Origin of the sequence: Klenkia taihuensis, from assembly GCF_900112525.1 — a bacterium.
Taxonomy (GTDB): domain Bacteria; phylum Actinomycetota; class Actinomycetes; order Mycobacteriales; family Geodermatophilaceae; genus Klenkia; species Klenkia taihuensis.
In genome coordinates this window covers 1-13,568 of sequence record NZ_FOMD01000001.1, presented here as the reverse complement: position 1 = coordinate 13,568, position 13,568 = coordinate 1, and the positions used below count along the sequence as shown (strand labels likewise).

Sequence of the window (13,568 nt, the reverse complement as noted above, 5' to 3'; positions counted from 1 at the left end):
CTTCCGCGGTAGCGTCGCGGCGTGAGCGACTCCGTGCACGTCTCCCTGCGCAGCGGCGTCTACGCCGACTCGGTCAAGCTGATGCAGGTCAGCAAGGCGGTCGGGGCCCGCGACGGCGTCACCGCCGTGCTGGTCGCGATGGCCACCCCGCTGAACCTCGAGCTGGCCGCCGGCATGGGCCTGGCCCCCGACGAGGACGCCAAGCCCGACCAGCTGCTGGTCGCACTGCGTGCCGTCGACGACGCCGAGCTGGCCGCCGCCGTCACCGCCGTCGAGGTCGCGCTGACCGCCCGCGAGGAGCGCGGCTCGGCCGACGCCATCCCGCCGCGCACCGTCGGCTTCGCCCTCGCCGAGGAGGCCGAGACCCCGCTCGCGGTGGTCAGCGTCCCCGGCCCCTACGCCGTCGCCGAGGCCATGGACGCCGTCGCCGCCGGTCGCAGCGTGCTGGTCTTCTCCGACGGCGTCCCGGTCGAGCACGAGGTCGCGCTCAAGGCCGCCGCCCACGAGGCCGGCGTGCTGGTCATGGGCCCCGACTGCGGGACGGCCATCGTCGGCGGCGTCGCCCTCGGCTTCGCCAACGTCGTCCGCCCCGGGCCGGTGGGCCTGGTCGCCGCGTCGGGCACCGGCGCGCAGCAGGTCAGCTGCCTGCTCGACATGGCCGGCGTCGGCGTCAGCCACGTGCTGGGCACCGGCGGGCGCGACCTGTCCGCCGCGGTCGGTGGCCGCGCCACCCTCGACGCGCTGGCGATGCTGGACGCCGACGACGCCACCGAGCGGGTGCTGCTGGTCAGCAAGCCCCCGGCCCCCGAGGTCGCGCAGGAGGTGGGGAGGACGGCGGCCGGGCTGGCCACGCCCTTCTCCAGCGCGGCGCTGAGCCCCGACAGTCCCGACCTCACCGCCGCCGTCGAGGCGCTGCTGCAGGACATGGGCGCCGACGTCCCGACCTGGCCCAGCCGGCCCGGCGCCGACCGCGAGGTCCCCGAGGGCGCGGTGCTCAAGGGCTTCTACTCCGGCGGCACCCTGGCCGACGAGGCGATGCTGGTGGCCGCCCCGGTGCTGGGCGACGTCCGCAGCAACACCCCGTTGAAGCCGGAGCTCGACCTGGGCGCCGACTTCGGCGCCGCCGGCCACGTCGTCGTCGACTTCGGCGACGACGCGCTGACCGTCGGCCGGGCGCACCCGATGATCGACCCCACGCTGCGGCTGGAGGCGATCGCCGGTCTGGCCGCGAGCGGGGAGCCCGCCGTCCTGCTGCTCGACGTCGTCCTCGGGTACGGGGCCGACCCCGACCCCGCCGGCGCACTGGTGCCGGCCATCCGCGACCTGCCGTTCCCCGTCGTGGTGGGCCTGGTCGGCACCGAGGGCGACCCGCAGGGGTGGTCCCGCCAGGCCGATGCGCTGGCCGCCGCCGGCGCGCACGTGTTCGCCTCCAACTCCGCGGCCACCCGGTTCGCGGTCGACCTGATCGGGGCCTGAGAAGTGAGCAGCCTGCTGACCGGACGCCCGGCCGTGGTGGCCGCCGGCGTCGACGTCTTCTCCGACGCGCTGCGCGCCCAGGGCGTCGGCGTCACCGACGTCGAGTGGCGCCCGCCGACCATCGGCTCGGCCGACGACCTCACCCAGCTCGCCCTGGACCCGCGCCGCGCCGCGGCCAACCGGGTCGCCGTCGAGCGCGTGCTGGCCAGCCGGTCCACCCTCACCGACGTCCGCCCGGCCACCGAGGTGCTCGGCCTGACCGGCCGCACCCTGCTGCACTCCGGGCCGCCGCTGACCTGGGAGACCGCCTCCGGGCCGATGCGCGGCGCGCTCATCGGCGCCTGCCTGTTCGAGGGCTGGGCCGACACCCCCGAGGCCGCCGAGGCACTGCTCGCCTCGGGCGGCGTCGAGCTCGACAGCTGTCACCACCACCGTGCCGTCGGCCCGATGGCCGGCGTGACCAGCCCGTCGATGTGGATGTGGTGCCTCACCGACCCCACCGACGGGCGCGAGGCCTACAGCAACCTCAACGAGGGCCTGGGCAAGGTGCTCCGGATGGGCGCCTACGGCCCCGAGGTCATCGAGCGGCTGCACTGGATGACGACGGTGATGGGCCCGGTGCTGCAGGCCGCCGTCCGCTCGCGCACCGAGCCGCTGGACGTCACCGGGATCCTCGCCCAGATGCTCCAGATGGGCGACGAGGCGCACAACCGCAACCGGGCCGGCTCGCTGATGACGCTGCGCGAGCTGTCGCCGTCCATCGTCGCGGTCGACGCCCCGAAGTCCGACATCGCCGAGGTGCTGCGCTTCATCGGCGGCAACGAGCACTTCTTCCTCAACCTCGGCATGCCCAGCGCGAAGCTCGCGATGGACGCCGTCGGGTCGGTCCCGGGCTCGACGATGGTCACCACGCTGGCCCGCAACGGCACCGAGTTCGGCATCCGGACGGCGGGCACCGGCGACCGCTGGTTCACCGCCCCCGCCAACACCCCGGTCGGGCTGTTCCTGGGCGACTACGGCCCCGAGGACGCCAACCCCGACATCGGCGACTCCGCGATCATGGAGACCTACGGCATCGGCGGGTTCTGCATGGCCGCCGCCCCGGCGATCGTCCGGTTCGTCGGCGGCACCGTGCCCGACGCGCTGGCCACCACCGAGCGGATGTACCAGATCACGCTGGCCGAGAGCCCGGCGATGCAGGTGCCGATCCTCGGCTTCCGCGGCGCGCCGACCGGCATCGACGTCCTCAAGGTCGCCCGCACCGGGTGGCTGCCGCAGATCAACACCGGCATGGCCGGCCGGGTCGCCGGCACCGGTCAGGTCGGCGCCGGTCTGGTGCAGCCGCCGGCGGCCTGCTTCGAGCAGGCCGTCGCCGCGCTCGCGGAGGAGTCCCGCGCCGCCCTCGTCTGAGGACGGCGCGGGCCCGGCCCGTCAGCGGATCAGCGTGCCCAGGTCCACGGGCAGCTGGATGCCGGTGACGTGCCGGGCCTCGTCGCTGGCGAGGAACGCCACGGCGTTCGCGATGTCCTCGGGCTCGGAGTACTGGTCCGGCAGCGCCTGCATGAAGATCGGCGCCAGGGTCTGCGCGTGCGCGGCGATCAGCGGCTGCAGGTCGTCCACGGTCATCCCGGTGGCCACGCCGTGCGGGTGCACGGTGTTGACCCGGATGCGGTGCTGCGCCAGCTCGTTGGCCAGCGACTTCGCGTACCCGACCACGCCGTGCTTGGTGGCCGCGTAGGCGGACAGGAACGGCAGCCCGCGCAGCCCGGCGACCGAGCTGGTGATGATGATCGACCCGCCGGTGCCCTGCTCGAGCAGGGTCGGGATGGTGGCCTTGGCGGTGTGGAAGACGCCGGTCAGGTTGACCGCCACGGTCTCGTTCCACTGCTCGAGGGTGATCTCCCAGCTGTTGCCGGCCGAGCAGATGCCGGCGTTGGCGACGACGACGTCCAGGCGGCCCAGCTCGGCCACGCCGTCGGACACCGCGGCCGACAGCGCCGCGAAGTCGGCGACGTCGGCCTGCCGGGCGACGATCCGCCGGTCCTGGGCCTCGACCAGTCGCACGGTCTCGGCCAGGTCGTCGGGGGTGGCGCCGGCGTAGTGCGTGGTGGCCGGCTGCGCGCAGACGTCCACGGCGATGACGTCGGCGCCCTCGGCCGACAGCCGGACGGCGTGCGCCCGGCCCTGGCCGCGGGCGGCCCCGGTGACGAGGGCGACCTTGCCCTCGAGACGGCGGGCGGGACTGGTCATGCGGATCTCCTCGGCGGACAGGTGGCACTGAGTGCCATGTGGTGCGGGTCACCGTACAGACCGGCCGCGGCGTTGCCCAGGGCTCTCCCGCTAGCGTCCGGTGCGTGCCCGACGGAACCCGGCCCGACGTCCAGCAGGCGGGGGAGCGCGCCGACCTGACCGGCCTCGGCCGGCCCGAGCTCGCCGAGCTGCCGGCCCGCCTGACCGACGACGAGCGGGTGCTCGACGTCGGCACCCCGATGCACGAGGGCGTCTTCGGCCTCCTCGTGCTCACCGACCGCCGGCTGCTGTTCCTCAAGGTGGGCAAGCAGGCCACCGAGGTCGCCGTACCGCTGCGGGAGGTCCTGGGCGTCGAGTGGAAGCGCTCCTTCCGCGGCCGCAGCCGGCTGGCCGTGCAGACCACCACCGGGGAGCTCGCGTTCACCGAGCTGTCCAACGAGCACGGTGCGGCGCTGGAGGGCGGGCTGCGCTCGATGGCCCGCCGGCACCCCCGCGCCGCCGCGCCCGCACCCCGCCCGGCGGCCCCCGCGCCGGGGCCGCAGCAGGGCGGGCTGCGGCTGGACCTGCACGGACGCCGCGCGGTGGTGACCGGTTCGTCCCAGGGCATCGGGCTGGCCATCGCCACCGGGCTGGCATCCGCCGGGGCCGCCGTCGTCCTCGTGGCCCGCGACCCCGCGCGGCTGGGTGCCGCGGCCGAGCAGGTGCGGACGGCGGTCGACGGCGCCGACGTCACCACCGTGGCCACCGACCTCGCCGCCGACGACGGCACCGCCGCCCTGCTGGCCGCCGTCCCCGACGCCGACGTGCTGGTCAACAACCTCGGTGTCTTCGGGGCCCAGCCGGCGCTGGAGATCCCCGACGAGGAGTGGCGCCGCTACTTCGACACCAACGTGCTCACCGCCGTCCGGCTGCTGCGGGCCTACCTGCCCGGCATGCGCGACCGCGGCTGGGGCCGGGCGCTGCAGATCGCCAGCGACAGCGCCGTCGCGACCCCGGCCGAGATGGTGCACTACGGCGTCTCCAAGACCGCCCTGCTCGCGGTCTCGCGCGGCTTCGCCAAGGAGGTGGCCGGCACCGGCGTCACGGTCAACTCGGTCATCGCCGGGCCCACGCACACCGGCGGCGTCGAGGACTTCGTCCGCTCGCTGGTCGGCGCCGACCTGCCCTGGGACGACGCCCAGCGCGAGTTCATGCGGGTGCACCGGCCGCAGTCGCTGCTGCAGCGGCTCATCGAGCCCGAGGAGATCGCCGCCATGGTGGTCTACCTGGCCTCGCCGCTGGCGTCGGCGACCACCGGCGGCGCGCTGCGGGTCGACGGCGGCTACACGGACTCGATCCTGCCGTGACACCGGCGCAACACCGCTGCGCCAGCCTGGCCGGGTGACCTTCGCCGTCCCCGTCGTCGACATCGCGCCCTACGTCACCGGGACCGGGGACCGGGCGGCCACCGCGGCGGCCATGGACGCCGCCTGCCGCGAGGTCGGCTTCGTGCAGGTCGTCGGCCACGGCGTCAACCCCGCGCTCGCCGACGGGCTGGCCGCGGCGATGGACGCCTTCTTCGCGCTGCCGGCCGGGCAGAAGGCCGGCTGGCGGACCCCGCCCGAGGTCAACCGCGGCTACTCGCCCCCGAGGTCGGAGTCGCTCTCGCTGTCGCTGGGGGTCGAGTCCGCGTCCCGGATGAACGACTTCTTCGAGGCGTTCAACGTCGGGGCCTCCCAGGCCAGCTACCCGCACGCCCCCGGCCTGCCGCAGCCGGACTACGCGGAGAACACCTGGCCCGACGTCCCCGGGTTCCGCGCCGCCGTCGAGGCCTGGTTCGCCGAGGCGTCCCGGGTGGCCCGCACGCTGACCGGCGTCTTCGCCGACGCGCTGCACCTGCCGCCGGACTTCTTCCCCGCCATGACCGGCCACTCGCTCGACGTGCTGCGGATGGTCAACTACGCGCTGCCGCCCGGCACCGTCGAGCTGGACGGCGAGCTGACCGGCATGGGCGAGCACACCGACTACGGCATCGTCACCGTGCTCTGGGCCGACCAGGTGCCCGGCCTGCAGGTCCTGGGCGACGACGGTGGCTGGCACGACGTCTCGCCGGTCGACGGCGCACTGCTGGTCAACCTCGGCGACGTCACCACCCGGCTGACCAACGAGCGGTGGCGCTCGACCTTGCACCGGGTCAAGCCACCGGTGGTCGACGGCACGATCCGGCGCCGCCGCTCCGCGGCGTTCTTCCACGACGGGGACGTCGACGCGGTGGTCGCCGTCCTGCCCTCGTGCCTGGGGCCGGGGGAGGAGCCGAAGTACCTCCCGGTCACCGTCGGCGAGCACGTCGCGGCCAAGCTGCGGGGGTCCCGGGCCGGGGTCGTGAACACCGCCGCCGACCGGGAGGCCGCCCGGGTGCTCGCCGCCCGCGGCTGAGCCGGGGAATCGACCCGGGGCCGGGGAGCTTGGTCGGGGGGACCGCACCCCGAGACCAGGAGGACCCGTGCCCGCCGTCTACACCGCCGTCGCCACCGCCACCGGGGAGGGCCGCAACGGCCACACCCGCTCCTCCGACGGCCTGGTCGACCTCGACCTCGCCACCCCGGTCGAGATGGGCGGTGCCGGCGGGGCGACCAACCCCGAGCAGCTGTTCGCCGCCGGCTGGGCGGCCTGCTTCCTCAACGCGCTGAAGGTCGTCGCGCGTCGGCAGCAGGTGGAGCTCGCCGACGCCGCCGTCACCGCCGAGGTCGGCATCGGCCGCAGCGAGGACGGCACCTTCGGCCTGGAGGCCGCGCTGCACGTGGAGCTGGGCGGCGGCATCGAGCAGGCGGCCGCCGAGCAGCTGGTCGAGGCCGCGCACGCGGTGTGCCCCTACTCCAACGCCACCCGCGGCAACGTGCCGACCACCCTCGACACCACGGTCGGCTGAGGCGTGATCCGCAACGTCGTCGTCGGGCGGCTGCACCCCGACGCCGACCCGGTCGCCGTGGACGCCGCGCTCGCCGCGATCACGGCGCTGGACCTGCCCGGCCGGCTGGACTGCCGGGTCGGCCGGGACGCCGGGCTGCGCGAGGGCGCCTGGGGGTTCGCCATCACCAGCGACTGGGCGGACGCCGAGGCCTACCGGGCCTACGACCTGGACGCCGAGCACAACCGTATCCGCGCCGAGCTGTTCGGCCCGCTGTGCGCCGAGATCGCCCGGGTGCAGTTCGCGGCCTGAACGCACCGGCGGCCCGCACCCGGGTGGGTGCGGGCCGCCGGCGTCACGGGGTCAGGCCTTGATGATGGCGGCGACGGGACCGCCGCCCGAGGGGCCCTGGTGGACGGCGGCGACGGAGACGAACACCGCCGGGTCGCCGGTCACCGAGGCGGCGACGCCGCCGACGGTGGCCTTGATCTGGCGGTGCCAGAACACGTCGGAGTCGTCCAGCATCGCGTTCCGGCGGCCGCGGACGTAGCCGGTCGGGTCGGCCTCGCACTTGAGGAAGACGTTGACCAGCCGGTCGCCGAGGTCGGAGACGTGCGGGCGCTCGGGCAGGTCCAGGCCGGCCTGGCGGATGGCGTCCCAGATGCCGTCCTGGTCCAGGGCGTCCTTCATGACCGAGTGGCCGATCTTGTAGGCGCCGCCGTGGCCGCGGGCGTTGCCGACGACGACGATCTGCGCGCGGTCGAGCTCGACGCCCGACGAGCAGGAGGCGACGGCGGAGTACAGCGAGAGGTCCCGCATGACCTGCTCCTGCTTCGGCAGCTCGATCTCGCCGAGGGCCAGGGCGATGCCCAGCGCGGTGGTGCCGTTGGAGAGGTCCATCGAGCCGTGCGGCTCGTCGTAGTAGGTGTCCTCGCCGCGGGACTTGGCGTCGCGGATGGTCTCGATGGTCAGCAGCGGGGTCTTGGTCTGCACGTAGTGCACGTCGGCGGGGTCGGTGATGCCGGCCTCGGCCATGGCGCGCTTCACGCCCTCGGCGACCTTCTCCACCATCGAGATGCGGCCGATGTCCTCGGGCAGCAGCACGTCGCTCATCGCGAAGCCGACGGTCAGGCGGGGCTCGTCGGTCTTCTCGACCGAGTCCTCGGGCAGCGTGGCGAAGATGGTGGCGTGCGGGCTGATGACGCCGTCGGTGCCGCCGGACCACACGATCGGGATGTCGGCGACCTCCTCCTTGGAGCGGCTGCCCTTCTCCATGAGGACCTCGCGGAAGGCGCGGTCGGCGATGATGCGGGTGTAGTCGTTCACCCCGCCGTTGCCCTCGGTCTTGCCGATGACGGCGACGACCCGGTCGGCCTCCATGACGCCGGAGTCGATGAGCTTGGCCAGCTCGGAGGCGTCGCTGACGTTGTGCAGCGGGACCTTGCGGACCTCGATGGGTGCAGGCACGGGGTGGCTCCTTCTTCTCGGGGGCTTCTCGGGGTGGTCAGGCGGTGACGACGGTTCCGACGGAGTCGCCGGCGACGGCGTCGGCGATGTGCTCGAGCGAGGTGATGACCGCGCGCCGGCCGGGGCCCGAGGCGGCGAACCGCAGCGCGGCGTCCACCTTGGGGCCCATGCTGCCGCGGGCGAACTGGCCGGCTGCGGCCTGCGCCTGCAGCTCGGCGACCGTGACCCGGCCCAGCGGCCGGGAGTCGGGGGTGCCGAAGTCGACCATCACGGCGTCGACGTCGGTGGCGATGACCAGGGTGTCGGCGTCCAGCTCGGCGGCCATCAGCGCGGCGGTGAGGTCCTTGTCGATGACCGCCTCCACCCCGCGCAGGGCGGCGCCGTCCTGCCCGTCGTCGACGACCGGGATGCCGCCACCGCCGGCGCACACGACGACGAACCCGGCGCCGGCCAGCGCGCGGACGGCGGGGGAGTCCAGCACCGACCGGGGCTCGGGGGAGGCGACGACGCGGCGCCAGCCCTTCTCGCCGCGGTCCTCCCAGGTCTGGCCGAGGTCGACGAACTGCTGTGCCCGCTCGCGGGGCAGGAAGCGGCCGACCGGCTTGGTGGGCTCGCGGAACCCGGGGTCGTCGGCGTCGACCAGGGTGCGGGTGACCAGCGCCGCCGTCCGCTGGGCCAGCCCGCGGGACGCCAGGGCGGCGTCGAGCTCGTCGACGACGGTGAAGCCGATCGTCCCCTGGGTCTGCGCGACGTTCCAGTCCAGCGGCACCGGGGGGACCTCGTGCGCGGCCAGCTCGTTCTTGACCAGCAGGTTGCCCACCTGGGGGCCGTTGCCGTGGGTGACCACGACCTCGGCGCCGGTGGCCACGACGTCGGCCACGTGCCCGGCGGCGACGGCGATGGCGGCGCGCTGGGCGCCGGGCGTGGCCGAGCCGTCGGGGCCGGTCATCGCGTTGCCGCCCAGGGCGACCACGACGCGGCGGGGGGAGGTCATGGCGAGACCCTAGCGGGATTTCTCTTAGCGGTGAAGTACTTGTCTCACCGGCGCCAGAAGTCGAACCGGTCGCGCCCGGGCCGGAACCCGGCGGCCTCGACGACGTCGACCGCGAGGTCGAAGCGCTGGCCGACCGCGGTGGGCGTGTGCGCGTCGCTGCCGAAGCTCACCGCCTCGCCGCCCTCGTCGCGGAACCAGCGCACCAGCTCGACCGACGCCAGCGGGCTGGTGGTGTTGACCTCCAGCGCCCGACCGGTCTCCGCCAGGGCGCGGAACACCTCCCGGTACTCGGCCTCGAACGGGCGCTCGGCGTACCGGTCGCGTCCGCCCGGCCAGTACCGGCGGGGGAAGTCCACGTGCGCCAGCACCTCGAAGACGTCGCTGTCGCGGACCATCTGCGCCATCTCGCCCAGGTACCGGCGCATGGTGGCGTCGGCGCCGCTGCGGGTGAGCATCCGGCTCACCCCGACCAGCCGGCCGCCGTCGGTCAGCGAGTGCAGGGACCCCAGCACCCGGTCGACCGGGCCCGCGGCCAGGTGGGCGGCGATGCTGGCCGCGAACAGGTGCGGCTCGCCGGCCTCCACGCCGGAGACGACCCGCAGGTCGGGGAAGCGGTCGCGGCACTCCTCGATCGCCGCGGCGTAGGCCTCGCCGTCGATCGGCTGCTGCTGGGCCGGGTGCCGGTCCACGATGCCGTCCCGGCTGGCCCGGTCCTCGGCCGCCCACACGGTGAAGTCCAGGTGCTCGGTGAACGCGACCGCGGGCAGGCCCGTGCGCACGGCCCGTGCGCAGGTCTCCACCATCGAGGCCGAGGGCCCGGTGTCCCACGAGAACTCGCTGTGCACGTGGTTGTCGGGAGGCAGCATCGTCGTGCATCCTCCCCGGTCGTCCACAGCTGCGCCCGCCGGGCCCGGGTTGTCGTACCCGGTGCCTAGGGTCGGGTGCATGAGCAGCGCCGTGGTGGAGACCGGACTCGCCGACGAGGCCCTCGAGGTGCTGCGCCAGCTCACCGGCCGCCCCGACGCGGTCTTCCGCGAGGGCCAGGACGCCGCGGTCTCCGCGCTGGTCGAGCGCAGCCAGCGGGCCCTGGTCGTGCAGCGCACCGGGTGGGGCAAGTCGGCGGTCTACTTCGTCTCCACCGCCCTGCTGCGCCGGCGCGGTCGCGGGCCGACGCTGCTGGTCTCGCCGCTGCTCGCGCTGATGCGCGACCAGGTCTCCGCCGCCGCCCGGGCCGGCATCGAGGCGGTGGAGATCTCCAGCGCCAACGCCACCGAGTGGGACGACGTCGCCGCCCGGCTGGCCGCCGACGAGGTCGACGTGCTGCTGGTCTCCCCGGAGCGGCTGACCAACCCCCGCTTCCGCGACGAGCAGCTGCCCGACCTGGTCCGCCGCTGCGGCCTGCTGGTCGTCGACGAGGCGCACTGCGTCTCCGACTGGGGCCACGACTTCCGCCCCGACTACCGCCGCATCCGCGAGCTGCTGGGCCGGCTGCCCGAGGGCACGCCGGTGCTGGCCACCACCGCGACGGCCAACGAGCGGGTGGTCGCCGACGTCGCCGAGCAGCTGGGCGCCGGCGGGGTCGAGGTCACCACCGTCCGCGGGCCGCTGGCGCGCGACTCGCTGCGGCTGGGCGTCCTCCGGCTGCCCACCGACCGGGCCCGGCTGGGCTGGCTGGCCGCGCACCTGGACGACCTGCCGGGCAGCGGCATCGTCTACACGCTCACCGTCGCCGCGGCCGAGGAGACCGCGGCGCTGCTGCGCGACGCCGGCCACGAGGTCCGCGCCTACACCGGCCGCCTGGACGACGCCGACCGCAAGGACGCCGAGGAGGCCCTGCGGGAGAACCGGGTCAAGGCGCTGGTCGCCACCTCGGCGCTGGGCATGGGCTTCGACAAGCCCGACCTCGGCTTCGTGGTCCACCTGGGGGCGCCGTCGTCCCCGGTCAGCTACTACCAGCAGGTCGGCCGTGCCGGTCGCGCCGTCGAGCACGCCGACGTGCTGCTCCTGCCCGGGCCCGAGGACCTCGCCATCTGGCAGTGGTTCGCCACCTCGTCGATGCCCCGCGAGGACCACGCCGCCGCCGTGCTCACCGCGATGGCCGACGGCAAGGCCTGGTCGGCCGCACGGCTGGAGACAGTCGCCGACGTCCGCCGCTCCCGCCTGGAGCTGCTGCTCAAGGTGCTGTCGGTCGACGGCGCGGTCGAGCGCGTCCAGGGCGGGTGGCGGTCCACCGGCGTGCCCTGGGTCTACGACGCCGACCGCTACGCCCGGGTCACCCGCACCCGCGAGGCCGAGCAGCGGTCGATGATCGCCTACGCCCGGCCGGTCGACGAGGCGCAGTGCCGCATGGCGTTCCTGCAGGAGGCGCTCGACGACCCGACGGCCGCGCCGTGCGGGCGCTGCGACGTGTGCGCCGGCCCCTGGTACGCCACCGACGTCCCGGCCGGCGCGGCCGAGGCCGCCACCGCCCGGCTCGACCGACCCGGTGTCGAGCTGCCGCCCCGCGCGCAGTGGCCCACCGGCGCCGACCGGCTCGGCGTCGAGGTCAAGGGCAAGATCGCCCCCGGCGACCAGGTGCTCCCCGGCCGGGCGGTCGCCCGGCTGACCGACCTGGGCTGGGGGCAGCGGTTGCGCACCCTGCTCGGGGACGACGGCGTCGGCGGCGTGGCCACGCTGGCCGAGGACCTCGAGGCGCCGCCCCTCGAGGAGGACCCGGACGCCGCCTTCGACGTGTCGCACCGGGTGATCCGCCCCGGCAACGCCTCCGACGCGCCACCCGCCGACGACCTGGTGCAGGCGTGCGCCCGGGTGCTCGCCGCCTGGGACTGGGCCGAGCGGCCGGTCGCCGTGGTGTCGGTGCCCTCGCGCCGTCGTCCGCGCCTGGTCCGCGGGACGGCGGAGGCGCTGTCCCGGCTGGGCCGGCTGCCCTACCTGGGGGAGCTCGACTTGCAGCACGGCGGGCCGACCGGGGGCGCGGGCGGCAACTCCGCCTTCCGGCTGGCCGGGGTCTGGCAGCGGATCACGGTCGGTGAGGAGCTGCGCGACCGGCTCGCCGGGCTGACCGGCCCGGTGCTGCTGGTCGACGACCTGGCCGACTCCAGGTGGACGGTCACGGTCGCGGGCCGTGAGCTGCGCCAGGCGGGGGCGTCGGCCGTGCTGCCGTTCGTGCTCGCGCTCGCCGCCTGAGCTGTCCACAGGGTTCCGCACACCTGTTCGAAACTCGACGGGCGTCGCCCACAGGCTTTCGCACACCTGTTCGAAACCGGGTCTAGGGTGGACCCATGTCCGCCATGCCCGCGCACCAGCCGTCGATGTGGGACCTGGCCGACGAGCCCGTGCTCACACCGCTGCCGGGCCGGGTCGTGCGGCACCCGCTGACCGCCGGCGCGTGGGTCGACCACCTGCCCGGCTGGGTCGAGGGGTCCGACCAGGTGCTGGAGGTTCTGCTGGGCGACATCGGCTGGCGTGCGGACCGGCGGCAGATGTACGACCGCGAGGTCGCCGTGCCCCGGCTCCTGCGGTGGTTCGACGAGGGCGAGGAACTGCCGCACCCCCTCCTGGGCGAGGCACGAAGCCGGCTCGGCGCGCACTACGCGGGCGAGCTCGGCGAGCCCTTCGCCACTGCCGGCATGTGCCTCTACCGGGACGGGCGCGACTCCGTGGCCTGGCACGGCGACCGCATCGGGCGCGGCAGCAGCCAGGACACGGTCGTCGCGATCGTCTCGTTCGGCTCCCCGCGGTCGCTGCTGCTGCGCCCGGTCGGCGGAGGCGACTCCCGGCGCTTCGCCCTCGGGCACGGGGACCTCGTCGTGATGGGCGGCAGCTGCCAGCGGACCTGGGACCACTGCGTGCCGAAGACGAGCAAGGCGGTCGGACCCCGCGTCAGCGTGCAGTTCCGCCCTCGCGGCATCGCCTGAACGGCCTGTCCGCGCTGCTCGGCGGGCTGTGCGGCCCGTTCGGGGAGGGGGCTGGACCCCCCTCCGGGGACCCCCCTGCAGAGGCCTCCGGAAGCCGTGTATGGTTCTCCCTGCACCGCGAAACACCGGCAAGGCCGAAGGGCCGAACCGCGAGCCAGACCCCAGGGTTGACGCGCTCGGATCGTGGAGTAACGTGTAGCAGCCGCCAGGACGGAGAGCCCGAAAGGGCCGATCTTCTGCGCGTCCGCTCTTTGAGAACTCAACAGCGTGCCGAAAGTCAGTGCCAACTGTTTGACCCCTTCAGGCTTGTGGGTCTGGGGGTTTCTGGATTGATGATCAAGATCTGTCAGGTCTTGGTTCTTGGTCTGGGTTGAATTCATCTACGGAGAGTTTGATCCTGGCTCAGGACGAACGCTGGCGGCGTGCTTAACACATGCAAGTCGAACGATGAAGCCAGCTTGCTGGTGGATTAGTGGCGAACGGGTGAGTAACACGTGGGCAACCTGCCCCCGGCTCTGGGATAACTCCAAGAAATTGGTGCTAATACCGGATATTCTTCTTTCACCGCATGGTGGTT

At 74.4% G+C, this 13,568-nt stretch carries 12 protein-coding genes and 1 rRNA gene; 9 read left to right on the top strand and 4 right to left on the bottom strand.

The annotated features are described in order from the left end of the window. Window positions 1-21: 21 nt before the first annotated feature. Window positions 22-1,476 (top strand): FdrA family protein, encoded by a 1,455-nt coding sequence (locus BM158_RS21955; protein ID WP_229827559.1) that lies wholly within the window; start codon window positions 22-24, stop codon window positions 1,474-1,476. Between the two features lie 3 nt (window positions 1,477-1,479). Then, window positions 1,480-2,886, top strand: a complete 1,407-nt coding sequence (locus BM158_RS21950; RefSeq protein WP_191328597.1) for a YlbE family protein — start codon at window positions 1,480-1,482, stop codon at window positions 2,884-2,886. Window positions 2,887-2,907: 21 nt separating this feature from the next. Here BM158_RS21950 and BM158_RS00055 read toward each other — a convergent pair whose 3' ends face one another. Next, the gene (locus tag BM158_RS00055) at window positions 2,908-3,726 is read right to left on the bottom strand and encodes a mycofactocin-coupled SDR family oxidoreductase (protein ID WP_091553096.1); all 819 of its coding nucleotides are present in this window, start codon (window positions 3,724-3,726) and stop codon (window positions 2,908-2,910) included. A gap of 104 nt (window positions 3,727-3,830) precedes the next feature. Between BM158_RS00055 and BM158_RS22160 the strand changes: the two genes are divergently transcribed. The 4 genes from BM158_RS22160 (at window position 3,831) to BM158_RS00035 (ending at window position 6,925) form a co-directional block, all read left to right on the top strand. Continuing rightward, window positions 3,831-5,072 (top strand): SDR family oxidoreductase, encoded by a 1,242-nt coding sequence (locus BM158_RS22160; protein WP_229827560.1) that lies wholly within the window; start codon window positions 3,831-3,833, stop codon window positions 5,070-5,072. Window positions 5,073-5,106: 34 nt separating this feature from the next. After that, on the top strand, window positions 5,107-6,141 hold the full coding sequence (locus tag BM158_RS00045) for an isopenicillin N synthase family dioxygenase (protein ID WP_207506020.1): 1,035 nt from the start codon (window positions 5,107-5,109) through the stop codon (window positions 6,139-6,141). A 67-nt stretch (window positions 6,142-6,208) separates the two neighbouring features. Next, a complete protein-coding gene (locus BM158_RS00040; protein WP_091553092.1) occupies window positions 6,209-6,634 on the top strand; it encodes an organic hydroperoxide resistance protein in 426 nt (141 codons plus the stop codon). Window positions 6,635-6,637: 3 nt separating this feature from the next. Then, the gene (locus BM158_RS00035; protein ID WP_091553089.1) at window positions 6,638-6,925 is read left to right on the top strand and encodes a Dabb family protein; all 288 of its coding nucleotides are present in this window, start codon (window positions 6,638-6,640) and stop codon (window positions 6,923-6,925) included. A 51-nt stretch (window positions 6,926-6,976) separates the two neighbouring features. Here the strand turns inward: BM158_RS00035 and bar are convergent, their stop codons facing one another. From bar to BM158_RS00020, 3 genes are read right to left on the bottom strand one after another with little or no spacing between them, the layout of a single operon-like run. Beyond that, window positions 6,977-8,080 carry a barbiturase gene (gene bar / locus BM158_RS00030; RefSeq protein ID WP_091553086.1) on the bottom strand — a complete coding sequence of 368 codons (1,104 nt, stop codon included), beginning with the start codon at window positions 8,078-8,080 and terminating at the stop codon, window positions 6,977-6,979. 37 nt (window positions 8,081-8,117) lie between these two features. Then, window positions 8,118-9,074: a carbamate kinase gene (locus BM158_RS00025; protein WP_091553083.1), complete on the bottom strand. Its 957-nt coding sequence runs from the start codon at window positions 9,072-9,074 to the stop codon at window positions 8,118-8,120. 44 nt (window positions 9,075-9,118) lie between these two features. Next, window positions 9,119-9,940, bottom strand: coding sequence for a PHP domain-containing protein (locus tag BM158_RS00020; protein ID WP_091553079.1), 822 nt, complete (start codon window positions 9,938-9,940; stop codon window positions 9,119-9,121). Between the two features lie 79 nt (window positions 9,941-10,019). Between BM158_RS00020 and BM158_RS00015 the strand changes: the two genes are divergently transcribed. The 3 genes from BM158_RS00015 to BM158_RS00005 form a co-directional block, all read left to right on the top strand. Continuing rightward, window positions 10,020-12,260 (top strand): RecQ family ATP-dependent DNA helicase, encoded by a 2,241-nt coding sequence (locus BM158_RS00015; protein ID WP_091553075.1) that lies wholly within the window; start codon window positions 10,020-10,022, stop codon window positions 12,258-12,260. A gap of 95 nt (window positions 12,261-12,355) precedes the next feature. Continuing rightward, the gene (locus BM158_RS00010) at window positions 12,356-12,991 is read left to right on the top strand and encodes an alpha-ketoglutarate-dependent dioxygenase AlkB (protein ID WP_091553072.1); all 636 of its coding nucleotides are present in this window, start codon (window positions 12,356-12,358) and stop codon (window positions 12,989-12,991) included. A gap of 379 nt (window positions 12,992-13,370) precedes the next feature. Next, window positions 13,371-13,568 (top strand): 16S ribosomal RNA (locus BM158_RS00005); the annotation flags it as partial.